20 protein-coding genes are annotated in these 24,086 nt (G+C 71.1%); 2 read left to right on the top strand and 18 right to left on the bottom strand.

Going from position 1 to position 24,086, the window contains the following annotated elements:
- Positions 1-180: 180 nt before the first annotated feature.
- Positions 181-1,647 carry a GuaB1 family IMP dehydrogenase-related protein gene (locus SH922_RS06195; RefSeq protein WP_393055595.1) on the bottom strand — a complete coding sequence of 489 codons (1,467 nt, stop codon included), beginning with the start codon at positions 1,645-1,647 and terminating at the stop codon, positions 181-183.
- A gap of 306 nt (positions 1,648-1,953) precedes the next feature.
- Here SH922_RS06195 and SH922_RS06200 point away from each other — a divergent pair, with 306 nt between their 5' ends.
- Positions 1,954-2,976 (top strand): terpene cyclase, encoded by a 1,023-nt coding sequence (locus SH922_RS06200; protein WP_393055598.1) that lies wholly within the window; start codon positions 1,954-1,956, stop codon positions 2,974-2,976.
- A 73-nt stretch (positions 2,977-3,049) separates the two neighbouring features.
- Here SH922_RS06200 and SH922_RS06205 read toward each other — a convergent pair whose 3' ends face one another.
- The 5 genes from SH922_RS06205 to fmt form a co-directional block, all read right to left on the bottom strand.
- Positions 3,050-4,066, bottom strand: coding sequence for a sugar-binding transcriptional regulator (locus tag SH922_RS06205; RefSeq protein WP_393063475.1), 1,017 nt, complete (start codon positions 4,064-4,066; stop codon positions 3,050-3,052).
- A gap of 164 nt (positions 4,067-4,230) precedes the next feature.
- Positions 4,231-4,914, bottom strand: coding sequence for a ribulose-phosphate 3-epimerase (gene rpe / locus SH922_RS06210; protein ID WP_393055601.1), 684 nt, complete (start codon positions 4,912-4,914; stop codon positions 4,231-4,233).
- Between the two features lie 216 nt (positions 4,915-5,130).
- A complete protein-coding gene (locus SH922_RS06215; RefSeq protein WP_393055604.1) occupies positions 5,131-5,346 on the bottom strand; it encodes a DUF6243 family protein in 216 nt (71 codons plus the stop codon).
- Positions 5,347-5,552: 206 nt separating this feature from the next.
- Positions 5,553-6,986, bottom strand: coding sequence for an RsmB/NOP family class I SAM-dependent RNA methyltransferase (locus SH922_RS06220; RefSeq protein ID WP_393055607.1), 1,434 nt, complete (start codon positions 6,984-6,986; stop codon positions 5,553-5,555).
- A 111-nt stretch (positions 6,987-7,097) separates the two neighbouring features.
- Entirely contained in the window at positions 7,098-8,030 is a 933-nt protein-coding gene (gene fmt / locus SH922_RS06225) for a methionyl-tRNA formyltransferase (RefSeq protein WP_393055610.1), read from the bottom strand.
- Positions 8,031-8,271: 241 nt separating this feature from the next.
- Here fmt and SH922_RS06230 point away from each other — a divergent pair, with 241 nt between their 5' ends.
- A complete protein-coding gene (locus SH922_RS06230) occupies positions 8,272-8,829 on the top strand; it encodes a hypothetical protein (protein ID WP_393055613.1) in 558 nt (185 codons plus the stop codon).
- A 145-nt stretch (positions 8,830-8,974) separates the two neighbouring features.
- On the opposite strand, the gene SH922_RS06235 is transcribed toward SH922_RS06230, so the two are convergent.
- From SH922_RS06235 to SH922_RS06290, 12 genes are all read right to left on the bottom strand, one after another.
- Complete coding sequence (locus SH922_RS06235; RefSeq protein ID WP_393055616.1) at positions 8,975-11,134, bottom strand: primosomal protein N'; 2,160 nt, start codon at positions 11,132-11,134, stop codon at positions 8,975-8,977.
- A gap of 174 nt (positions 11,135-11,308) precedes the next feature.
- Positions 11,309-12,517, bottom strand: a complete 1,209-nt coding sequence (gene metK, locus SH922_RS06240) for a methionine adenosyltransferase (protein ID WP_393055619.1) — start codon at positions 12,515-12,517, stop codon at positions 11,309-11,311.
- Between the two features lie 240 nt (positions 12,518-12,757).
- The gene (coaBC, locus tag SH922_RS06245; protein WP_393055623.1) at positions 12,758-13,960 is read right to left on the bottom strand and encodes a bifunctional phosphopantothenoylcysteine decarboxylase/phosphopantothenate--cysteine ligase CoaBC; all 1,203 of its coding nucleotides are present in this window, start codon (positions 13,958-13,960) and stop codon (positions 12,758-12,760) included.
- A 147-nt stretch (positions 13,961-14,107) separates the two neighbouring features.
- Positions 14,108-14,380, bottom strand: a complete 273-nt coding sequence (gene rpoZ / locus SH922_RS06250) for a DNA-directed RNA polymerase subunit omega (RefSeq protein ID WP_003970369.1) — start codon at positions 14,378-14,380, stop codon at positions 14,108-14,110.
- A gap of 92 nt (positions 14,381-14,472) precedes the next feature.
- Complete coding sequence (gene gmk, locus SH922_RS06255) at positions 14,473-15,090, bottom strand: guanylate kinase (protein ID WP_148016321.1); 618 nt, start codon at positions 15,088-15,090, stop codon at positions 14,473-14,475.
- A 38-nt stretch (positions 15,091-15,128) separates the two neighbouring features.
- Positions 15,129-15,452 carry an integration host factor gene (locus SH922_RS06260; protein ID WP_018524251.1) on the bottom strand — a complete coding sequence of 108 codons (324 nt, stop codon included), beginning with the start codon at positions 15,450-15,452 and terminating at the stop codon, positions 15,129-15,131.
- Between the two features lie 245 nt (positions 15,453-15,697).
- Positions 15,698-16,537 (bottom strand): orotidine-5'-phosphate decarboxylase, encoded by an 840-nt coding sequence (gene pyrF / locus SH922_RS06265; RefSeq protein ID WP_393055628.1) that lies wholly within the window; start codon positions 16,535-16,537, stop codon positions 15,698-15,700.
- Positions 16,534-17,643 carry a quinone-dependent dihydroorotate dehydrogenase gene (locus tag SH922_RS06270; protein WP_393055631.1) on the bottom strand — a complete coding sequence of 370 codons (1,110 nt, stop codon included), beginning with the start codon at positions 17,641-17,643 and terminating at the stop codon, positions 16,534-16,536. The genes pyrF and SH922_RS06270 overlap by 4 nt, the downstream gene beginning before the upstream one ends.
- 116 nt (positions 17,644-17,759) lie before the next feature.
- A complete protein-coding gene (carB, locus tag SH922_RS06275) occupies positions 17,760-21,068 on the bottom strand; it encodes a carbamoyl-phosphate synthase large subunit (RefSeq protein WP_393055634.1) in 3,309 nt (1,102 codons plus the stop codon).
- Complete coding sequence (gene carA, locus SH922_RS06280; protein WP_393055638.1) at positions 21,061-22,203, bottom strand: glutamine-hydrolyzing carbamoyl-phosphate synthase small subunit; 1,143 nt, start codon at positions 22,201-22,203, stop codon at positions 21,061-21,063. The genes carB and carA overlap by 8 nt, the downstream gene beginning before the upstream one ends.
- Positions 22,200-22,802 carry a hypothetical protein gene (locus tag SH922_RS06285; protein WP_393055642.1) on the bottom strand — a complete coding sequence of 201 codons (603 nt, stop codon included), beginning with the start codon at positions 22,800-22,802 and terminating at the stop codon, positions 22,200-22,202. The genes carA and SH922_RS06285 overlap by 4 nt, the downstream gene beginning before the upstream one ends.
- Positions 22,799-24,085: a dihydroorotase gene (locus SH922_RS06290; protein ID WP_393055645.1), complete on the bottom strand. Its 1,287-nt coding sequence runs from the start codon at positions 24,083-24,085 to the stop codon at positions 22,799-22,801. The genes SH922_RS06285 and SH922_RS06290 overlap by 4 nt, the downstream gene beginning before the upstream one ends.
- Position 24,086 lies beyond the last annotated feature (1 nt).

The following is a 24,086-nucleotide window of genomic DNA, read 5'->3' on the forward strand; positions in this document are numbered from 1 at the left end:
GAGTGGCGGGCAGCTGATTGAGATTCATATTACTTATTTTTCAACTGAGTTGGTATGCGTCTCAGCCCCGCCCGACCACCGCTTTCGGCCATGTACCGCCCCGGTGAGCGCCCGGAAAACACCGGTGCCCCTCCCGGCGTGAACAGCCGGAAGGGGCACGGTCGGTACGAGGTGCGTCGGTCAGCTCCAGCTGGCGTGCAGCGGCTTGCCCTCCGCATAGCCGGCGGCACTCTGGACGCCGACGACCGCCTTCTCGGCGAACTCCGCGAGAGAACCCGCACCGGCGTAGGTGCAGGAGGAACGGACGCCCGCGATGATCGAGTCGACCAGGTCCTCGACGCCGGGACGGGACGGGTCCAGGAACATCCGCGAGGTGGAGATGCCCTCCTCGAAGAGCGCCTTGCGGGCCCGGTCGTACGCCGACTCGTCGGAGGTGCGGTTCTTCACGGCGCGCGCGGACGCCATGCCGAAGGACTCCTTGTAGAAGCGGCCGTCGGCGGACTGCTGAAGGTCGCCCGGGGACTCGTACGTCCCGGCGAACCAGGAGCCGATCATCACGTTGGAGGCGCCGGCGGCGAGCGCCATGGCCACGTCGCGCGGGTGCCGGACACCGCCGTCGGCCCAGACGTGCTTGCCGTACTTCCTCGCCTCCGCGGCGCACTCCAGGACGGCGGAGAACTGGGGCCGTCCCACGCCGGTCATCATCCGGGTGGTGCACATGGCGCCGGGTCCGACGCCGACCTTGATGATGTCGGCGCCGGCCTCGATGAGGTCGCGCACACCCTCGGCGGCGACGATGTTTCCGGCGACGATCGGCACCTGCGGGTCCAGCGCCCGGACGGCTCGCACCGCACTGATCATGGATTCCTGGTGGCCGTGCGCGGTGTCGACGACGAGGGTGTCGGCGCCGGCGTCGAGGAGCTGCTTGGCCTTGCCCGCGACATCGCCGTTGATCCCCACGGCGGCCGCGATCCGCAGCCTGCCCGCAGCGTCGGTGGCGGGCGTGTAGAGAGTGGCGCGCAGTGCGGCCTTACGGGTGAGGATGCCGACGAGCCGGCCGTCCGCGTCCACTGCGGGGGCGAGCTTGCGGTTGGCGCCGTCGAGCTTGTTGAAGGCGTCGCGCGGGTCGATGTCCGCGTCCAGCAGCACCAGGTCCTTCGACATGACCTCGGAGAGCTGGGTGAAGCGGTCGACCCCGGTCAGGTCGTGGTCGGTGACCACGCCGACGGGCCGCTGCTCGCCGTCGACGACGACCCCGGCGCCGTGGGCGCGCTTGGGCAGCAGGGACAGGGCATCGGCAACCGTCTGGCCGGGGGCCAGCACGATGGGGGTGTCGAGCACGAGGTGGCGCGTTTTCACCCAGCTGATGACCTCGGTGACGACCTCGATCGGGATGTCCTGCGGGATGACGACGAGCCCACCGCGACGGGCGATGGTTTCGGCCATCCGGCGGCCCGCGATGGCCGTCATGTTCGCGACGACGAGCGGGATGGTGGTGCCGGTGCCGTCGGGCGAGGACAGGTCGACCCCCTGGCGGGATCCGACCGCCGACCTGCCCGGAACCATGAAGACATCGTCGTACGTGAGGTCGTACGGGACCGAGGGGGACTCTGTGTATCGACCAGTGCCGGGCTCAAGAAAACGCATAACACTCATTTTTTCATACGAAATGATGCAGGTCGCGTCCACGAAGACACAGCAAATGACTCCCGCCTTCGTATATTCCTCCAAGGAACAGGATCGGGAGTCCCGGGCAAGTGGAACCTGCCTTGCCCGCAGACCCTACCCGAGAGGCCTGCGAATCATTCGTGATCATCATCCCTGGACCTGGTGACTGGGGGTCAGGTAGCTTCAAACGCGCAGGTCCCGCGGGTCACCCAACACCCCGGAGCATCAGGCGGAGGCGTCACAACTCCCGCCACACGTACGACCGGAGAGGATGACGACCCGCCCGTGGAGAGCGAACTTCCGGACATCTACTGCCCGTTCCCCCAGCGGACGAACCCGCACGTCGGACACGTACGGGACCATCTCGACAGCTGGACCCGCAACACCGGCCTGGTGCACCGGGATTCAGCCAGAGACCGCTTCGAGCAGGCGGACTTCGGAGCCTTCGTCGGCATGGTCTACCCGACCGCCGACAGCAAGAATCTGGACCTCGTCGCCGACTGGTTCGTCTGGCTGTTTCTCGTCGACGACCAACTGGACGACGGACACCTGGGCCGCAGCCCGGACCGTGTACGGGACGTCGTCGCGCTCATGCAGTCCGTGGTCGAGGGCACCGGCACGGGCACCCTGGCCAACGAGCGACTGCCGGCCGCGGTCGTCGCCCTCACCGACCTGTGGCAACGCACGACGCCGGCCGCCGCGGCGCACTGGCGGCGGCGCTTCACCTGGCACCTGATCACCTATCTCACGACGGCCACCACCTGGGAGGCCGGGAACCGCGCGGACGGCGTGGTCCCGTCCGAGGCGACGTACATCGAGAAGCGCCGCCACACGGGCGCGATACACGTCTGCATGGACCTGATAGAAATCGTGGCCGGCATCGAGGCGCCCGAGTCGATCCACAACGACCGGCGCTTCATCACCGCGCTCGAAGCCTCGTGCAACGTCGTGTGCTGGGCCAACGACGTCTACTCGTACGAGAAGGAACAGGTGCTCGGCGAGATCCACAACCTCGTCCACCTCGTCCGGCACCACCGCGGCTTCGGCAAGCAGCAGGCGCTGGAACACGTCTGTGCGCAGATCGCCACGGAGACCGAGCGCTTCCTGACCGCGGAGGCCGAGCTGCTGGCCGCGTACCCGCAGCTCAGCTGGATGCTGGAGCCGTATCTGGACGGGATGCGGAGCTGGATGCGCGGGAACCTCGACTGGTCCCGGCAGACGCCGCGCTACAACCCGGCCGACGTCAGCCAGTACAAGGAGCCCGAGCAGTATCTGGAGGCGAGCGTCCTGGGCGTCCGGCAGGAATGACCGGGCATGGCGAAGCAGCCGGAAGGGGGCGGGCGGTGTCGTCACCGCCCGCCCCCTTCCGCTACGTTCCGGGTCAGTCCCCGTCCGGGTCGGCCCGCTCCAGTGCGGGGCGGCGCGGCGCGGCCGAGTCCGTCAGCAGGTAGTCCGCCGCCGCCGTGTCGGTCACCAGGCTGGTGACGAGACCGGACCGCAGCACCGCTCCGATCGCCGCGGCCTTGCGCTGGCCTCCGGCGATCGCCACCACCTCGGGGATCCGGCGCAGCCGGTCCGCCTCGACCGTGATGCAGCGCTCGCCGAGGTCGCGGCCGACCCGCCGCCCGTCCGCGTCGAAGAGATGCGCCGACATCTCGGCGGCGACGCCGAGTGAGGCGTAGTGCTCGCGCTCCTCATCGGAGAGCATGTCGTGGACGGTGGAGATCCCGGGCTCCCAGGAGCCGATGGAGACGGCAGCGACGGTCACCTTGTCGAAGTACTCGAAGGCGCGCGCGATGCCCGTCTGGTGGCGCAGCGCGGCGGCCGTCGCCGGGTCGGGGAGCAGCATCGGCGCATAGATCGGGTGGGCCTCGCCGCCGGACACCTGCGCGGCCCGCCGGACGGCCTCGACCGAGCCGCGCTCGGCCGTTCCCGCGTCGTACACCCCGGTGAGCTGCACGACCGTGCACGGTGGCAGCCGGTCGAGGGCCGCCGCCATGTGGATCGTGGAGCGTCCCCAGGCGAGCCCGAGCACATCGCCCTCGTTCACCAGTTCGCCGAGCAGGTCGGCCGCGACCTCGCCCAGGTTCTCGGGGTCGGCCGCGTCGTCCTGCTCCTCCGCCGGGGATTCGACCACGACCGCGTGGCGCAGCCCGTAGCGGGCGCGGAGCGCGTCGGAGCGCTCGGCGTCCAGCTCCGCGGGGACCCGGATCTCGATCCGTACGAGGTCACGTTCCAGGGCCGTCTCCAGGACCCGGGCCACCTTGAAGCGGCTGACGCCGAACTCCTCGGCGATCTGGATCTTGGATTTGCCCTCGAGGTAGAAGCGGCGGGCCATGGCCGCCGCCTGCACCAGCTCCGCGGGCCCCATCCGCAGGGCGGACCGGCCCGCCGACATTGCAGACACCGCGTTCTCCTCACTGCTGTTCACGCTCTCGATACGCCGTTCATCCTGTCAGATACGGCGATCCTTGATCGGTCCCGTCGGACCGCGTTCATCTGCACTTGGCCTGGCCGCCCTGCAATCGGGGGCCGGAGCGGGTGTCTGCGCCGTCATCGGCGTCAGTGGCCGCACGCCCACCCCGCCGAGGCGATGGCCCCGTCGGCCTTGGCGCGCAGGGCACGGACGGCTTCGGCCGGGTCCTTGGCGCCGTACACGGCGGAACCGGCGACGAAGACGTCCGCCCCCGCCTCCGCGCACCGCTCGATCGTGGACTCGGAGACGCCGCCGTCGACCTGGAGCCACAGTTCGAGTCCGTGCCTGGAGATCAGCTCACGGGTGCGGCGGATCTTCGGCAGCATGATGTCCAGGAAGGACTGGCCCCCGAAGCCCGGCTCCACCGTCATGATCAGCAGCATGTCGAGCTCGGGGAGCAGGTCCTCGTACGGCTCGATGGGCGTCGCCGGCTTGAGCGCCATGGACGCGCGGGCGCCCTTGGCCCGGATCTCCCGCGCCAGCCGGACGGGGGCCGCCGCGGCCTCCGCGTGGAAGGTGACGGATCCCGCCCCCGCCTCGACGTACTGCGGGGCCCAGCGGTCCGCGTCCTCGATCATCAGATGGCAGTCCAGCGGCGTGCTGGTGGCCCTGCTGAGCGATTCCACGATCGGGACGCCGAGTGTCAGATTGGGCACGAAGTGGTTGTCCATGACATCGACATGGAGCCAGTCGGCGCCGTCGACGGCCTGCGCCTCCTCGGCGAGACGTGCGAAGTCGGCGGAGAGAATACTGGGGTTGATCTGGGCCATGGGGCCAAGCCTGCCACGTCCTGGGGCACTTCCCCGCTTCGGTGCGCTCCAAAGCCTCACGGGATCATTACAGTTCGCGCATTCCCGACCTTTCACCCCCGGCCCGAGTCCCTCGTGGGTTCCAATGCGGAATTCCCTGTTCGTACGGCAGCAGGGCCAGGACCGCGCGTCGCGGTCCTGGCCCTGCCCCGTGCGCCGCCCTGCGGCGGCGGTGCGTCAGCTCTGTGCGGTGTCGTCGCCCGCCTGCCCGGCGCCCTCGGCGGCGGCTGCCTTCTCGCGCATCTTGCGCACCAGCTCCGCCTTCTGGTCGGCTGCACCCTGCCGGTCGAGGTTGCGGTGCGGACCGTTGTTCTGCCGTTCGGCGCGGGACAGCCTCTTGCGCTGGCCGCCGCCCATGCCCACGGGGTTGTTGATGTTCTTGCTCACGGTCACGGGTTCTCCCGGTAATGATGTGAAGTGATCTACGGATTGATGGGTGGGGACGGGCGGCGACGTCGAAGGCGGACGTGAAGGTTCACAGCCACGCGCGAACCGACGGACACCCGTTCGTCTCACTGCTGTGGCCCATGAGCCGGACGTGGGCCACAGACAATGAGAAAAGGTCATTCATGCCGAGACGCTGACATCTCCCGGGGCGATCAGGCGGTTCGCCGCAGCAGGGCCAGATACATCGCGTCGGTGCCGTGCAGATGCGGCCAGAGCTGGACGTCCGGTCCGTCGCCCAGTGCGGGCACTCCGGGCATCAGCGGGCGGGCGTCCACCCACTCGGCCTCGACGGGTGCGCCGCCGCGGCCCTTGAGCACGTCCTCGACGACCACCCGGGTCTCCGCCAGGTGCGGCGAGCACGTCGCGTATCCGACGACGCCGCCGACCCGTACGGCTTTCAGCGCCTCGCGCAGCAGTCCCCGCTGGAGGGGCGCGAAGCTCTCCAGGTCCTCCTTGCGACGGCGCCAGCGGGCCTCCGGACGGCGGCGCAGCGCACCGAGGCCCGAGCACGGGACGTCCATCAGGATCCGGTCGAAGGTGTCGGGCAGCCACGGCGGGCGGGTGCCGTCGGCGGTGATCACCTGGTACGGGCCGGGGTTGCCGGCCAGCGAGCGCTCGACGAGGCGGGCCCGGTGGGGCTGCTTCTCGGCGGCCAGCAGTGCGGCGCCGCGGCCGGCGGCGAGGGCTGCCAGCAGTGCGGCCTTGCCGCCGGGGCCGGCGCAGCCGTCGAGCCAGCGGGTGTCGCTGCCCTCCAGCGGGGCGTTGGCGAGGGCGGCGGCGACGAGCTGGCTGCCCTCGTCCTGGACACCGGCCCGGCCCTCCTGCACGGCGCTCAGGGCGCCGGGCTCGCCGCCCTCGGCCATCCGCACGGCGTAGGGGGACCATCGGCCCGGGAGGCCGTTCTCCTCGCCGAGCGCGTCGAGCAGTTCATCGGTGGTGGAGCGCCCGGGGCGGGCGACCAGGGTCACCTCGGGCCGCTCGTTGTCGGCTTCGAGGAGGTCCTCGATGCCCGCGCGGCCGCCGCCCAGCGCGTCCCAGAGAGCCGAGACGACCCACCGCGGATGCGAGTGCACGACCGCCAGGTGGTCCTCGGCGTCGTCCTCGTACGAGGGGGCGACCCGCGCCACCCAGCCGTCGAGGTCGTCGGCGGACACCTTGCGCAGCACGGCGTTGACGAACTTGGCGCGCCCCTCCCCCAGCACCACCCGGGCCAGCTCCACGCTCGCGGAGACCGCGGCGTGGGTCGGGATGCGGGTGCCGAGCAGCTGGTGCACGCCCATGTTCAGTACGTCCAGCACCGGCGGGTCGACCTCGACCAGCGGCCGGTCGATGCAGGCGGCGACGATCGCGTCGTACGTGCCCTGGCGGCGCAGCGTCCCGTAGACCAGCTCGGTCGCCAGCGCCGCGTCCCGGTTGTCGAATTCGCCCTTGGCCCGGGCCTTCTTCAGCAGCGGGGGCAGAACCAGGTTGGCGTACGCGTCGCGTTCGTCGACGGCCCTGAGGGCCTCGAAGGCGAGGAACCGGACCGGGTCCTTCTGCGGGCGGCGGTGCGGCTTGGCGGGACGGCGACGCGGCTGGTCGTTCACGTGAAAGGTGCTCCGCTGATGGTGAGAGGGCGAACCCTCCCAGCGTACGTCCCCGCCCCGGCCCGCCGGTCCACGAGTGGCCCAAGGGCCTCTCGCCCTACGGGACAGCCCTCAGATCCCCACGAGCTCGCCCGGGACGATGCGCACCCCGCGCGCCCAGTCCGCGGCGCGCATCGGCTTCTTGCCCTGCGGCTGGACCCAGAGCAGCTCGATCGCGTGCGATCCGGTGCCCACGTACACGTTGTTCTTGGCCGCGGACAGCTCCCCGGGCGCCAGATCGGCCCGGTCCACGACGGGCACGGCCTGGATCAGCTTGAGGCGCTCCCCGCGGAAGAGGGTCCAGGCGCCGGGGGCCGGGGTGCAGCCGCGGACCACCCGGTCGACGCGCAGGGCGGGCGCCGACCACTGGACCTGGGCGTCCTCGACGGTGAGTTTCGGTGCAAGGGTGATGCCCTCGGCGGGCTGCGGCACGGCGTGCAGGGTGCCTTCCTCGATGCCGTCCATCGTCGCGGCGAGCAGTCCGGCGCCGGCGAAGGCCAGCCGGGTCAGCAGATCGCCGCTGGTGTCGGTGGGCCGCACCTCTTCGGTGAGGACGCCGAAGACCGGTCCGGAGTCGAGCCCCTCCTCGATGAGGAAGGTGGAGGCCCCGGTCACCTCGTCGCCCGCCATGACGGCGTGCTGGACGGGCGCGGCGCCGCGCCAGGCGGGCAGCAGCGAGAAGTGGAGGTTGACCCAGCCGCGGGCCGGGATGTCGAGCGCGGTCTTGGGCAGCAGCGCCCCGTAGGCGACGACGGGACAGCAGTCCGGCGCGATCTCCCGGAGCCGCGCCAGGAAGTCCTCGTCGCGTGGCCTGGCCGGCTTGAGCACCTCGATACCGGCCTCCTCCGCCCGCTCGGCGACGGGACTGGCCACCAGCCGGCGACCGCGCCCAGCGGGCGCGTCGGGCCTGGTCACGACGGCGGCCACCTCATGGCGACCGGAGGCGATCAGGGCGTCCAGTGCGGGTACGGCTACCTCGGGGGTGCCTGCGAAGACGAGCTTCATGGGTGGCTGACTGCCTCTCAGGCCGAAACGTTACGGTGACGAGCAACGCATAAGTCTATGGGCCCGGAGGCCGGGAGGGCGCTGGGGGGCGTACGCACGGTTGCGCGCCCCTCACATATGCGTATACGCCCCCGGAGCGTGACCAGATCCACCGGTGAGGCGTTGGTCAAGAGAGATTGACCGAAGCGAGCCGCCCTGGTGCGGCCCGATCCCTTTCAACGCCGGTTCGAGAGGCTTCTTCATGGCCGACCACGCAACCCACGACGCCCAAGCGCGGGCCAGCCTGCATCTTCTGGTGCGGGACATCGAGCGGGTCCGGCGGCAGGTGGACGCATTGCGCACACTCACCGCGCAGCTGGGCAACGTCTACCGTCCGCGCCGCTCCGGCCCCTCCGCGGGCTTCGTCGTCTACGGCAGGGCCCCGGCCCCCACCGTCAGGCTGGCCCAGGAACTGCGGGACAGCGTCGAGACCCTGGTCACGGCGGCAGTGGACTTCGACCGTTCGCTGGGCTTCTCCTGGGACGCGGTGGGCTCCGCACTCGGAGTCACCAAGCAGGCGGTCCACCGCCGCTACGGCGCACGGCGCGCCGCTCCTCAGCCGGTGCCGGCCGAGAGCGCGGCCGAGAGCGCGGCCGAGGACATGGCGCAGCGTCCGGTGCCGGCGGTCCCGGCGTCCCCCGCAGGCGCGCTGCCCTCCGTCCCGGCGGCGCGCTCGATGCCGCCGCAGCCGTCCGCTGACCGCCCCCCGCTGCGCGAGGAGCTGCGCCCGGGCGCCTTCCCGGGACCGCGCAACGGCTGACGGCACGACCTGTGCCTGTCCTGCAGTGCTCCGGCACGCCGGGGCAGGCACGGCGGCGTCCGCGGTCGGACCGTCCCGCAGGGCACGGCCAAGCGCCGCCCGGGCGATTGCGTCCGCCCCGAGCAAGGCGACCGCAGCGGCTCCGTCACCCGATGTCCGGCGGGTCCACCCTGATCCGCACCGCACCGCCGGCGCCACCCCCGCCGCCCCCACGGGACATCCGTGCCGCCTGCGCCCCCTTCAGCGCGGCCGCCAGCGCCGCCCCGCTGCCCGGTGGCACCCTGACCAGGGTCCGCTCCCAGGCCTCGCCCACGGGCGCGTCCAAGGAGCGGCGGGGCCGTCCGGGCTCACCGCCCGGTACCGGCACCGGACCGAGCACCTGGGCGTCCGGCGGCAGCTCCGCGGCGGCCAGGAACGCGGCGAGCGCCTCCGGCGTCCCGGTCACCGAGGCCATCCGGGACACCGGCGGAAAGCCCAGCTCGGCCCGTTCCGCGAGTTCACGCCGAGCGTGTCCGACCGGGTCCCAGCGCACCAGCGCCTGCACGGGCCGCAGCGTCGGCTCGGCGACGATCACCACCGTTCCGCCCTCCGGCTGCCCCCGTACCAGCGCTGCGGCGGCCGTCCAGCGGCGCAACGCCTCCTCACCGGCCCGCAGGTCGGGCCGGCCGACCATCGCCCAGCCGTCCAGCAGCAACGCCGCCGCGTACCCGCCCTCGGCTACCGGCTCGGCGCCAGGTGTGCTGACCACCAGCGCGGGCTGGTCGGGAACCGAGTCCAGGATGTGGTCACGGCCGGAGGTGCGTACCGGCACGGCGGGAAAGGCCCGGCCGAGCTCCTCCGCGGTCCGGCGGGCGCCGACGATCCGGGCTCGCAGCCGACGGGAGCCGCAGGCGACGCAGTGCCAGGACGTCTCGGCCTTCCCGCACCAGGCGCAGTTCAGATCCTGCTGGTCGGGCGCCTCCAGCGGTCCGGCACAGTGCCGGCACCGCGCGGGCTCCCGGCAGCGTTCGCAGGCCAGCCGGGGGGCGTAGCCACGGCGCGGCACCTGCACGAGCACCGGTCCCGTGCGCAGCCCGTCACGCACCGTCTGCCAGGCCAGGCTCGGCAGCCGGGCGGTCCGGGCGGCGCCGTCCCGCGCGAGTTCGCCGTCGCCGACGGTGCGGACCAGGGGCGCCGCGATCCGCAGCTGTTCCCGGTCCGCGCGCAGCGGCAGCGCCCAGCCGCTCTCGACCAGCTGCGCGGCGTCCACGGTGCAGCTCGTCCCGCCGAGCAGGAAGGCGCACCGGCCGTGCGCGGCCCGTAGCTCCAGGACCTCGCGGACGTGCGGGAAGGGGGCGTTGTCATCGCTGTGGCTGGAGTCCCCGTCGTCCCAGATCGCGACCAGGCCGAGGTCGGCGACGGGGGCGAACATCGCGGCCCGGGTCCCGACGACCGCCCGGACGGATCCGCGGCTCACCGCAAGCCACTCCCGGTAACGCTTTTCGGGCCCCGAACCGGCCGTCAGAGTTGCGTGGCGGCCCTCGCCGAGCAATCCGGTCAGGGCCGCGTCGACGCGCCCCGCGGTCCGCCCGTCGGGAACGACGACCAGCGCGCCGCGTCCCGACGCGAGGGTCGCGGCGACGGCAGCGGCGATCTCCTGGGGCCAGTGCGGTCCCGGGAGCGCGGTCCACACCGCACGGGGCGCTCCCCCGTCGGCCAGCGCGGACAGGAAGGCGGGGCCCTGCGCGTACCGCTGCCAGGTACCGGGCGGCGGCGGCGGGGGCGGCTGCAGCGGCTCCGGCGACGGCTTGGCCTCGGCCCGGGCGTTCCGCGGCGGCACCGCGAGCTGGAGGACATCGGCGAGGCTGCCCGCGTACCGGTCGGCGACGGCCCGCGCGAGTGCGAGCAGCTCCGGGCCGAGGACCGGTTCGGGCGAGACGACGGAGGCGAGCGCGGCCAGCGCCCCGCCGTAGTCGGACTCGGCCAGCCGCTCGACCAGGTATCCGTCGATGAGCCCGCCACCCTCGCGGCGCCCTCCCCGGACATTGCGCCCCCCGGCACCGAATCGCACCCGGACCCGCACGCCGGGCTGTGCCTCGGCGTCGAGCTCCTCGGGCACGGCGTAGTCGAAGTACTGGTCGAGGTGGAGCGCGCCCTTGTTGACCAGCACGCGCGCGACGGGCAGCTCCTTGGCGAGGGCGGCCCCGCGCCAGGTCCGCGGTTTGGCGCGCGGCACCTTGGCCTGGCGCACGGTCTCCCGGATCAGCGCAAGCTGCTCCGGTGCCCCGGCATCGGGCTCGTCGGACCGCTTGTCGTCGCTGCTCACAGCCAAATTCCTACCAGACGCCACTGACAGCCGAGGCCGCCGATCACCCGGGGCCGCACGGACGGGCCGGCTCGGGCGGCCCTGACCGGACACGGACGCGCGGGAGCCCGGACACCGTGAAGGCATCCGGGCTCCGGCGTACGTGCGACGCCCCGGGAGGGGCGGCCGGCAGGCCTACAGGCCTGCGGCCTTGCGCAGCGCGTCCACGCGGTCGGTGCGCTCCCAGGTGAAGTCGGGGAGCTCGCGGCCGAAGTGCCCGTACGCGGCGGTCTGGGCGTAGATCGGGCGCAGCAGGTCGAGGTCGCGGATGATCGCGGCCGGGCGGAGGTCGAAGACCTCGCCGATGGCGTGCTCGATCTTCTCGGTCTCGATCGAGGCGGTGCCGAAGGTCTCGACGAAGAGCCCGACCGGCTCGGCCTTGCCGATCGCGTATGCGACCTGCACCTCGCACCGGGCGGCGAGGCCCGCCGCGACGACGTTCTTGGCGACCCAGCGCATCGCGTACGCGGCCGAGCGGTCCACCTTCGACGGGTCCTTGCCCGAGAAGGCGCCGCCGCCGTGACGGGCCATGCCGCCGTAGGTGTCGATGATGATCTTGCGACCGGTCAGGCCGGCGTCGCCCATCGGGCCGCCGATCTCGAAACGACCGGTCGGGTTGACCAGCAGGCGGTAGCCGTCGGTGTCGAGCTTGATGCCGTCCTCGATGAGCTGGTTGAGGACGTGCTCGACGACGAACTCGCGGATGTCCGGAGCGAGCAGCGAGTCGAGGTCGATGTCGCTCGCGTGCTGCGAGGAGACGACGACCGTGTCGAGACGGACGGCCTTGTCACCGTCGTACTCGATGGTGACCTGGGTCTTGCCGTCGGGGCGCAGGTACGGGATCGTCCCGTTCTTGCGGACCTCGGACAGCCGGCGCGAGAGCCGGTGCGCGAGGTGGATCGGCAGCGGCATGAGCTCGGGCGTCTCGTCGCAGGCGTAGCCGAACATGAGGCCCTGGTCGCCGGCGCCCTGCTTGTCGAGCTCGTCCTCGTCGCCTTCGACCCGCTTCTCGTACGCGGTGTCGACGCCCTGTGCGATGTCGGGCGACTGCGCGCCGATGGACACCGAGACGCCGCAGGAGGCGCCGTCGAAGCCCTTCTTCGAGGAGTCGTAGCCGATCTCCAGGATCCGGTTGCGGACCAGTGTCGGGATGTCGGCGTAGGCCTTGGTCGTGACCTCACCCGCAACATGCACCAGACCGGTGGTGATCAAGGTCTCGACGGCGACGCGCGACGTCGGGTCCTCGCGCAGAAGTGCATCGAGAATGGTGTCGCTGATCTGGTCAGCGATCTTGTCGGGGTGACCCTCGGTGACTGACTCCGAGGTGAAGAGACGGCGGGACACATCGCTCCCTGGGGTTGCAGCGGCTGCTGGCTGATCATTGGCGGTCGGCCCGGGAGCTGCGCCCGGTACGAACCGCGACCAGTTTATCGGTCGGCTCCGGCTGTCGGACAACATGTCTCGCCCTTTGGGAGATCTGTGACATGCGGCACCGCCGCCCGGCGCTGCCCGAGGGCCGCCACGGAGGGCCGTTCGTGCCCGTATTGCAAGGGATCGGCCCATCGGGGCGGCGGCACGGGAAATTCACCCGAGACGCGCCGACACGAGATCCCAGACCGTGTCGGCGAGTGCTTCCTTGGGTCCGTAGGGCACCGGGGTCTCGCTCCCGTCGGTCGCGAGCACCACGGCCTCGTTCTCCTCCGAGCCGAAGGTCTTGCGCTCCCCCACCTCGTTGACCACCAGCAGGTCGCAGCCCTTTCGGCGCAGCTTCTCCCGGCCGTTGGCGAGGACGTCGTCGGTCTCGGCGGCGAACCCGACGACGATCTGCCCCGGTGCGGCGCGGTCGGCCGCCACCTCGGCGAGGATGTCGGGATTGCGCACGAGGGCGAGGGGGGCGGGCTCCTGGCCGTCCTTCTTCTTGATCTTCCCCGTCACGTACTGAGCCGGGCGGAAGTCGGCGACGGCCGCCGCCATCACCACGACGTCGGCGTCCGCCGCCGCCTTCAGTACGGCCTCGCGCAGCTGCTTGGCGGTGCCGACGCGGACGATGTCGGCGCCGGACGGGTCGGGCAGACCGGTGTTGGCCTCGACGAGCGTGACCCGGGCGCCGCGGGCGACGGCGGTGCGGGCGAGTGCGTACCCCTGCTTGCCTGAGGAACGGTTGCCGAGGTAGCGGACCGGGTCGAGCGGCTCACGGGTGCCGCCCGCGCTGATCACCACGTGCCGGCCGGCGAGGTCGGGGGCGACGGGACCGCGGGCCAGGACGCGGCGGCAGACCTCGAAGATCTCCCCCGGGTCCGGCAGCCGGCCCTTGCCTGTGTCGACGCCGGTGAGGCGCCCGACGGCGGGCTCGATGACGACGGCGCCCCGGCGGCGCAGGGTGGCGACGTTCTCCTGGGTGGCCGGGTGCTCCCACATCTCGGTGTGCATGGCGGGCGCGAAGACGACCGGACAGCGGGCGGTCAGCAGGGTGTTGGTGAGCAGGTCGTCGGCCAGGCCGTGGGCCGCCTTGGCGAGCATGTCGGCAGTGGCGGGGGCGACGACGACGAGGTCGGCGTGCTGGCCGATCCGCACGTGCGGGACCTCATGGACGTCGTCCCAGACCTCAGTGGAGACCGGATGGCCGGAGAGCGCCGACCAGGTGGCTGCGCCCACGAAGTGGAGCGACGACTCGGTCGGGACGACCCGTACGTCATGTCCGGACTCGGTCAGCCGGCGCAGCAGCTCGCACGCCTTGTACGCGGCGATGCCCCCGCTGACCCCCAGAACGACCTTCGGCTTGTCCACTGCGTCTCCCCGCACTCGGATACGTACGCCCTCCGTACGTCACCCATGCTGCCTCACCGCCGCGGGCGCGGACTCCTCGCCCCGGGACACACCACAGGCCCGGCGGTCACGACCGCCGGGCCTGTGGTGAAGGTGCGTTCTTCCTGCTTACTGCGCGGGGCCCTCGATGGCCTCGGAGGTGAGCAGGCCCGCGTTGATCTCGCGGAGCGCGATCGAGAGCGGCTTCTCGTGGACGTGGGTGTCGACGAGCGGACCGACGTACTCGAGGAGTCCCTCACCGAGCTGCGAGTAGTACGCGTTGATCTGACGCGCGCGCTTGGCGGCGTAGATCACGAGGCTGTACTTCGAGTCGGTTGCTTCGAGGAGCTCATCAATCGGCGGGTTGATGATGCCCTCGGGCGTGGTGATGGAAGAGGACACTCTCTGCCTTCCGAAGGGGGTGAAGATCAAAGAAATCTTTGACAGTCAGGGGCTTTGTGGCCGGTGCCCCCGTGTCGGTGCGGTCATTGTGCTCATTCACCGCCGGCACGGTGGCCGGAAGCCTCCAGCATCAAGGCTAGCAGCTCACGCGCCACATCCTCGACGGAGGTGTTGACAAGCGTCGTATCGAACTCGGATTCGGCGGCCAGTTCGACCTTCGCCGCGCCGAGACGGCGCTCGATCACCTCGGGCGCCTCGGTACCGCGGCCGGTGAGCCGGCGCACCAGCTCGTCCCAGCTCGGCGGGGCGAGGAAGACCAGCTGGGCGTCCGCCATGGACTGCCGGACCAGCCGGGCACCCTGGAGGTCGATCTCCAGCAGCACCGGCTCACCGGCCTCCAGCCGCTCCTGCACGGCGCGGCGCGGCGTGCCGTAGCGGTTGCCGGCGAACTCGGCCCACTCCAGCAGCTCGCCGTTGGCGATCAGCTTGTCGAACTCCTCGTTGTCCACGAAGAAGTAGTGAACGCCGTTGCGTTCGCCGGGGCGGGGCTTGCGGGTCGTCGCCGACACCGAGAGCCATACCTCGGGGTGGACCTTGCGCATATGCGCGACGACCGTGCTCTTGCCGACCCCCGAGGGGCCGGAGAGCACGGTCAGCCGCGGACGTACGTCCGGGGGTACGGGGGACGTCCCCCGGGATGTTGCAACCATGGAGCGATTATCCAGGTTCTCAGGAGTGCCTGAGAACGTCAGGCGGCGCTGCCGCCGAACTCACGCTCCAGGGATGCGATCTGGTTGGAGCCGAGACCCCGGACCCGGCGGCTCTCGGAGATGCCGAGCCGCTCCATGATCTGCTTGGCGCGGACCTTGCCCACGCCGGGCAGGGACTCCAGCAGGGCGGAGACCTTCATCTTGCCGATGACGTCGTTCTCCTGGCCCGACTTGATGACCTCATGGAGGGAGGCGCCGGAGTGCTTGAGTCGATTCTTGACCTCGGCCCGCTCCCGGCGAGCCGCGGCGGCCTTTTCGAGCGCGGCTGCGCGCTGTTCAGGGGTAAGGGGCGGAAGAGCCACGCCTACGTCACCTCGGATGTCGATCTGTCGGATACGGACCGGTGAGGCTGCGGGATCGCCCCTCACCTGGTGAGCCGCGAACAACCTGTGCTCGTTGGCTCTCGACGGAGACTAGCGGCCAAGGCCGCCGGAGTCAGCGAGAACGGACTAAAAGTCCTGGTCAGCCTTAGCCGACCAGGACATTCCTGGCATAACACCTGAGTTTTTTGGTCAGGATTCCGTCAACAGCCTGTTACGTGACAGTGTCAGCCGTCCGAGACGGCCGCGCGGACCTCGTCCGCGAACCGTTCGGCGGCTTCGCGCAGCCCTGACGCGTCCGGCCCGTGGCGCAGCACGCCCCGGCTGACGCTGGGCACCACATTGCCGACCGCGTCGCCGAAGACGCCCGGAAGATCCGCGGGCGTGGCGCCCTGGGCGCCGATGCCGGGAGCGAGCAGCGGGCCGTTGATCGCGAGGTTCGCACCCGCGTCGCCGAGCGTCGCCCCGACCACCGCGCCCACCGAGCCGAGCGGGGTGACCCCCTCGTTCTCGGCGGCCATGTGGTCGAGCATCACCTGGGCCAGCGAACGGCCGTCGGCCGCGGTGGCGCGCTGCACCTCGGCACCCTCCGGATTGGAGGTGAGGGCCAGCACGAAGACGCCCGAGCCGGAGATCGCCGCCGCGTCGAGCGCCGGCCGCAGCGAACCGAAGCCGAGGTACGGCGAGACCGTGACCGCGTCCGAGAACAGCGGCGAGTCCTTGTCCAGGTAGGTCGCGGCGTAGGCGCCCATGGTGGAGCCGATGTCGCCGCGCTTGGCGTCCATCAGGACCAGCGCGCCCGCTGCCCTGGCCTCCTCGACGGCCTTCTCCAGTACGGCGACGCCGCGCGAGCCGAACCTCTCGAAGAACGCTGACTGCGGCTTGAGCACGGCGACCCGGTCGGCCAGTGCCTCGACGACCGTACGGGTGAAGCGCTCCAGGCCCGCGACGTCGTCGCCGAGCCCCCAGGAGCTCAGCAGGGACGCGTGCGGGTCGATGCCGACGCAGAGCGGGCCACGGGTGTCCATGGCGTGGCGCAGACGTGCGCCGAAGGGTTCCTGGGTCATTTCACGGCCTTCCGGGTTTCCGCGCCGACCGCGTCGGCGAGGGTCGCGTACGGGGAGGCGGCCAGGCGCGCGGCCAGGCCCTTGTGGATCGCGCGGGCGTAGAACGGGCCCTCGTAGATGAAGGCGCTGTAGCCCTGGACGAGCGTGGCGCCCGCGAGGATGCGCTGCCAGGCGTCCTCGGCGGTCTCGATGCCGCCGACGCCCACCAGGGTGATCCGGTCGCCCACGCGCGCGTACAGGCGGCCCAGGACCTCCAGGGAGCGCTCCTTGAGGGGCGCGCCGGACAGACCGCCGGCCTCCTCGACCAGGGAGGCCGGGGACTTCAGTCCCAGGCCCTCGCGGGCGATGGTGGTGTTGGTGGCGATGATGCCGTCCAGGCCGAGCTCGACGGCGAGGTCGGCGACGGCGTCGACGTCCTCGTCCGCGAGGTCGGGGGCGATCTTGACGAGCAGCGGGACGCGGCGGGCGGTGACGGTCCGGTCGGCCGCCTCGCGCACGGCGGTCAGCAGCGGGCGCAGCGACTCGGTGGCCTGGAGGTTGCGCAGTCCGGGCGTGTTGGGCGAGGAGACGTTGACGACGAGGTAGTCGGCGTGTGCGGCCAGGCGCTCGGTGGACTTCACGTAGTCGGCGGCGGCGTCGGCCTCGGGGACGACCTTCGTCTTGCCGATGTTGACGCCGACGGTGGTCCGGATGACCGGCACGCGGGTGGCCAGGCGCTCGGCCACGGCGGCCGAACCCTCGTTGTTGAAGCCCATGCGGTTGATCAGCGCGCGGTCCGCGACCAGGCGGAACAGGCGCTTCTTCGGGTTGCCCGGCTGCGGTTCGCCGGTGACCGTGCCGATCTCGACGTGGTCGAAGCCGAGCATGGCCATGCCGTCGATCGCGATCGCGTTCTTGTCGAAGCCCGCGGCGAGGCCGAAGGGGCCGTGCATCCGCAGACCGAGGGCCTCGGTGCGCAGCTCCTCGTAGCGGGGGGCGAGCGCGGCGGCCACGAAGGTGCGCAGGACGGGAGTGCGGGCGGCGAGGCGGATCCAGCGGAAGGCCAGGTAGTGGGCCTGCTCGGGGTCCATACGCTTGAAGACGAGCTGGAAGAAGAGCTTGTACATCGGGGTGTGTCCTCGGTGGTGTCTCGGCGCGTCGGTGTTCTCACGAAACGGTGGTTCGCGAATCGCTGTTCTCGCGAAGAGGGGGACACCGTTTCCGGTGTCCCCCTCTTGGGCCGCTATTCGCGCGCTGCCGTCAGATGCTCCGCGTGTTCCTGGAGGGAACGTACGCCGACGTCTCCGTGGTTGAGGGCGTCGATGCCCTGGACGGCCGCGGCGAGCGCCTGGACCGTGGTGAGGCACGGTACGGACCGGGCGACGGCCGCGGTACGGATCTCGTAGCCGTCGAGCCGGCCGCCGGTTCCGTACGGCGTGTTGACGATGAGGTCGACCTCGCCGTCGTGGATGAGCTGGACGATCGTCCTCTCGCCGTTCGGGCCTTCGCCCTCGGACTGCTTGCGCACCACGCGCGCGTTGATGCCGTTGCGCTTGAGCACCTCGGCCGTGCCGGAGGTGGCCATCAGCTCGAAGCCGTGGGCGACCAGCTCACGGGCCGGGAAGATCATCGAGCGCTTGTCGCGGTTGGCGACGGAGATGAAGGCGCGGCCCTTGGTGGGCAGCGGCCCGTACGCTCCGGCCTGCGACTTGGCGTACGCCGTGCCGAAGACCGAGTCGATGCCCATGACCTCACCGGTGGAGCGCATCTCCGGGCCGAGGACCGTGTCGACGCCGCGGCCGTGGATGTCGCGGAAGCGCGACCACGGCATGACGGCCTCCTTGACGGAGATCGGCGCGTCCAGCGGCAGGGTGCCGCCGTCGCCGTGCTTCGGCAGCAGACCCTCCTCGCGCAGCTCCGCGACGGTCGCGCCCAGCGAGATGCGGGCGGCTGCCTTCGCGAGCGGTACCGCGGTCGCCTTCGAGGTGAAGGGGACGGTGCGGGAGGCGCGCGGGTTGGCTTCGAGGACGTAGAGGATGTCGCCGGAGAGCGCGAACTGGATGTTGATCAGTCCGCGTACGCCGACGCCCTTGGCGATGCCCTCGGTCGAGGCCCGCAGCCGCTTGATGTCGTAGCCGCCGAGGGTGATCGGGGGCAGCGCGCAGGCGGAGTCACCGGAGTGGATGCCGGCCTCCTCGATGTGCTCCATGACGCCGCCGAGGTAGAGCTCGGTGCCGTCGTAGAGGGCGTCGACGTCGATCTCGATGGCGTCGTCGAGGAAGCGGTCGACCAGGACCGGCCGGGTGGGGCTGATCTCGGTGGACTCGGCGATGTACGAGGAGAGCCGCGTCTCGTCGTACACGATCTCCATACCGCGGCCGCCGAGCACGTAGGACGGGCGGACGAGGACGGGGTAGCCGATCTCGTCGGCGATGGCCTTGGCCTCGGCGAAGGTGGTGGCGGTGCCGTGCTTCGGGGCGGGCAGGCCGGCCTCGGCCAGCACCCGGCCGAACGCGCCGCGGTCCTCGGCGGCGTGGATCGCCTCCGGGGAGGTGCCGACGACGGGCACGCCGTTGTCCTTGAGCGCCTGCGACAGGCCCAGCGGGGTCTGGCCGCCGAGCTGCACGATGACACCCGCGATCGGGCCGGCGAGGGACTCCGCGTGCACGATCTCCAGCACGTCCTCGAGCGTCAGCGGCTCGAAGTACAGACGGTCGGAGGTGTCGTAGTCGGTGGAGACGGTCTCCGGGTTGCAGTTGACCATCACGGTCTCGTAGCCCGCGTCGCTCAGCGCGAAGGAGGCGTGGACGCAGGAGTAGTCGAACTCGATGCCCTGGCCGATGCGGTTGGGGCCCGAGCCGAGGATGATCACCGCGGGCTTGGTGCGGGACGCGACCTCGCTCTCCTCGTCGTAGGAGGAGTAGAAGTACGGCGTGTTCGCGGCGAACTCGGCGGCACAGGTGTCGACCGTCTTGTAGACCGGGCGGATGCCGAGCGCGTGCCGCACCTCGCGGACGACGTCCTCGCGCAGGCCGCGGATCTCGGCGATCTGGACGTCCGAGAAGCCGTGCCGCTTGGCGTCGGCCAGCAGCTCGGGGACGAGCTTGTCGGCGGCGGCCAGCTCGTCGGCGATCTCCTTGATCAGGAAGAGCTGGTCGACGAACCAGGGGTCGATCTTCGTGGCGTCGAAGACCTCTTCCTGGGTGGCGCCGGCCCGGATCGCCTGCATGACCGTGTTGATCCGGCCGTCGGTCGGGCGGACCGCCTCGGCCAGCAGCTCGGTCTTGTCCCCGGGCTCGCCGGTGAAGGAGAACTGCGAGCCCTTCTTCTCCAGGGAGCGCAGCGCCTTCTGCAGCGCCTCGGTGAAGTTCCGGCCGATCGCCATGGCCTCGCCCACCGACTTCATGGTGGTGGTGAGGGTGGAGTCGGCGGAGGGGAACTTCTCGAAGGCGAAGCGCGGGGCCTTGACCACGACGTAGTCGAGCGTCGGCTCGAAGGAGGCCGGGGTCTTCTCGGTGATGTCGTTCGGGATCTCGTCGAGCGTGTAGCCGACGGCCAGCTTGGCGGCGATCTTGGCGATCGGGAAGCCGGTGGCCTTGGAGGCGAGCGCCGAGGAGCGCGAGACGCGCGGGTTCATCTCGATCACGATGACCCGGCCGTCGGTCGGGTCGATGGCGAACTGGATGTTGCAGCCGCCGGTGTCGACGCCGACCTCGCGGATGATCGCGATGCCGATGTCACGCAGCCGCTGGTACTCGCGGTCGGTGAGCGTCATCGCCGGGGCGACGGTGATCGAGTCACCCGTGTGGACGCCCATCGGGTCGAAGTTCTCGATGGAGCAGACGACCACGACGTTGTCGTTCTTGTCGCGCATCAGCTCCAGCTCGTACTCCTTCCAGCCGAGGATGGACTCCTCCAGGAGCACCTCGGTGGTCGGGGAGAGCGTGAGGCCCTGTCCGGCGATGCGGCGCAGCTCCTCCTCGTCGTGGGCGAAGCCGGAGCCGGCGCCGCCCATGGTGAAGGAGGGACGGACGACGACGGGGTAGCCACCGAGCGTGTCGACACCCTTGATGATGTCGTCCATGGTGTGGCAGATGACGGAGCGGGCGGACTCGCCGTAGCCGATCTTGGCCTTGACGGCTTCGACGACGCCCTTGAAGAGCTCGCGGTCCTCGCCCTTGTTGATGGCCTCGACGTTGGCGCCGATGAGCTCGACACCGTACTTCTCCAGGACACCGTTCTCGTGCATCGAGATCGCGGTGTTGAGAGCGGTCTGGCCGCCCAGGGTCGGCAGCAGCGCGTCCGGGCGCTCCTTGGCGATGATCTTCTCGACGAACTCGGGGGTGATCGGCTCGACGTACGTGGCGTCGGCGATCTCCGGGTCGGTCATGATCGTCGCCGGGTTGGAGTTCACCAGGATGACGCGCAGGCCCTCGGCCTTGAGGACGCGGCAGGCCTGGGTGCCGGAGTAGTCGAACTCGGCGGCCTGCCCGATGACGATCGGACCGGAGCCGATGACCAGGACGGACTGGATATCGGAGCGCTTAGGCACGCTGGCCCTCCATCAGGGATACGAAACGGTCGAAGAGGTACGCGGCGTCGTGCGGGCCGGCGGCTGCTTCGGGGTGGTACTGGACGCTGAAGGCCGGCCGGTCGAGGAGCTGGAGGCCCTCGACGACCTGGTCGTTCAGGCAGACGTGGGAGACCTCGGCGCGCCCGTAGGCGGTGTCGGAGACCTTGTCGAGCGGGGCGTCGACGGCGAAGCCGTGGTTGTGCGCGGTGACCTCGACCTTGCCGGTCGACCGGTCCTGCACGGGCTGGTTGATGCCGCGGTGGCCGTACTTCAGCTTGTACGTGCCGAAGCCGAGCGCGCGGCCCAGGATCTGATTGCCGAAGCAGATGCCGAAGAGCGGTGTCCTCCGCTCCAGGACGCCCTGCATGACGGAGACCGGGTGGTCGGCGGTGGACGGGTCACCGGGGCCGTTGGAGAAGAAGACGCCGTCGGGCTCGACCGCGTACACCTCCTCCAGCGTGGCGGTGGCGGGCAGGACGTGCACCTCGATGCCGCGCTCGGCCATCCGGTGCGGGGTCATGCCCTTGATGCCGAGGTCGATCGCGGCGACGGTGAACTTCTTGGTGCCGATCGCGGGGACGACGTACGTCTCCTTGGTGGCGACCTCGGCGGAGAGGTCGGCGCCGCTCATCTCGGGGGCCTGGCGGACCCGGGCGAGGAGTGTGCCCTCGTCCGCGATGGCGTTGCCGGAGAAGATGCCGACGCGCATCGCGCCGCGCTCGCGCAGGTGGCGGGTGAGGGCGCGGGTGTCGATGCCGCTGATGCCGACGACGCCCTGGCTCACGAGCTCCTCGTCGAGCGAGCGCCGCGAGCGCCAGTTGGAGGGCACCCGGGCGGGGTCGCGCACGACGTAACCGGCGACCCAGATCTGCTTCGACTCGTGGTCCTCGTCGTTCACACCGGTGTTGCCGACGTGCGGGGCGGTCATCACGACGACCTGGCGGTGGTACGAGGGGTCGGTCAGCGTCTCCTGGTAGCCGGTCATGCCGGTGGAGAACACCGCCTCACCGAAGGTCTCCCCCACAGCCCCGTAGGCGCGGCCGCGGAAGGCGCGGCCGTCCTCCAGGACGAGTACGGCGGGAGCTTTGGCGGCTCCCCGGGTGGAGATCGTCATCGTGCGGTGCCTTCCGTAGTGCTGGTGAGATGAGTGCTGGTGAGGCCGTTGACGGCTTCGACCCAGGCGGCGTGTTCGGCCGAGTGGTCGGAGCGGAATCCGGAGTCGATCAGCTGGTCGCCGAGCGCCCAGGTGATGACGAGCAGACCGCCCTCGGGCAGGACCTTGCCTGCGAGTGCCTTGTCGGTCCGGGCGCCGCGCAGCTCGGCGGCGGGGACGAAGAAGTCCGTCGCGCCGGGCCGTACGACGTCGAGGCCCTGCTCCGTGAGGGTGAGCTCGACGCGGCTGCGGGTGCCGAGGCCGTGGGCGACGATGCGGTCGAGCCACTGTCCGGCCGTCGTCGAGGCGTGGTAGCGCCCGGTCAGTGTGAGCAGCTTCTCGCCGTCCGCGAAGCCGTCCGGGGTGGTCGCGAGGTCGGAGAGACCGGACTGGAGGCTGCCGCGCCACTTCCATCCCTGGCGCATCAGCCAGTAGACGAAGGCGATGAGGACGATCAGTCCGATCACCCAGCTGATGCGGGCGGACCAGTCGGTCACTTCCGCCGACTTCGGCTCGGCGGCCAGTTGGTACAGCTGGTGGGTGGGGCTGAGTGTTGTCACGCGAGTTTCCCGTCGACGACCGTGGCACGGCCCCGCAGGAAGGTGTGGGTCACTCGGCCCGGCAGCTCGCGCCCCTCGTAGGGGGTGTTGCGGCTGCGGGAGGCGAAGCCCGCGGGGTCCACGACTCCACGGTATGCCGGATCGACCAGGGTGAGGTTGGCGGGCTCGCCCTCCGAGACGGGCCGGCCGTGTCCGTCGAGGCGGCCGATGGCGGCGGGGCGGAACGACATCCGGTCGGCGACACCGGCCCAGTCGAGCAGCCCGGTCTCGACCATCGTCTGCTGGACGACGGAGAGCGCGGTCTCCAGGCCCACCATGCCCATGGCGGCCGCGGCCCACTCGCAGTCCTTGTCCTCGTGCGGGTGCGGGGCGTGGTCGGTGGCGACGCAGTCGATGGTGCCGTCGGCGAGGGCCTCCCGCAGGGCCAGGACGTCGGCCTCGGTGCGCAGCGGCGGGTTCACCTTGTAGACCGGGTCGTAGGACCGTACGAGCTCGTCGGTGAGGAGCAGGTGGTGCGGAGTGACCTCGGCGGTGACGTTCCAGCCCTTGGACTTGGCCCAGCGGACGATCTCGACGGAGCCGGCGGTCGACAGGTGGCAGATGTGCACCCGGGAGTCGACGTGGGCGGCGAGCAGGACGTCGCGGGCGATGATCGACTCCTCGGCGACGGCGGGCCAGCCGCCGAGGCCGAGCTCGGCCGAGACGATGCCCTCGTTCATCTGGGCGCCCTCGGTGAGACGGGGCTCCTGGGCGTGCTGGGCGACGACCCCGTCGAACGCCTTCACGTACTCCAGGGCGCGGCGCATGATCACCGCGTCGTCGACGCACTTGCCGTCGTCGGAGAAGACCTTCACTCCGGCGGCGGAGTCGTGCATGGCGCCGAGTTCGGCGAGCTGCTTGCCCTCCAGGCCGACGGTGACGGCGCCGATGGGCTGCACGTCGCAGTAGCCGGACTCCTTGCCGAGCCGCCAGACCTGCTCGACGACTCCGGCGGTGTCGGCGACCGGGAAGGTGTTGGCCATGGCGTGCACGGCGGTGAAGCCGCCGACCGCGGCGGCCTTGGTGCCGGTCAGGACGGTCTCGGAGTCCTCGCGGCCGGGCTCGCGCAGGTGGGTGTGGAGGTCGACCAGGCCGGGCAGCAGGATCTGGCCCGCCGCCTCGATCACGGTGGCGTCGCCGGCTTCGAGCCCGGTGCCGACCGCCGCGATGTTCTCGCCGTGGATGAGGACGTCCGTGGGTTCGCCGCCGAGGACCTTCGCGCCGCGGATAAGGATCTTGCTCATG

The organism is Streptomyces sp. LN549 (assembly GCF_043203805.1).
Classification (GTDB): domain Bacteria; phylum Actinomycetota; class Actinomycetes; order Streptomycetales; family Streptomycetaceae; genus Streptomyces.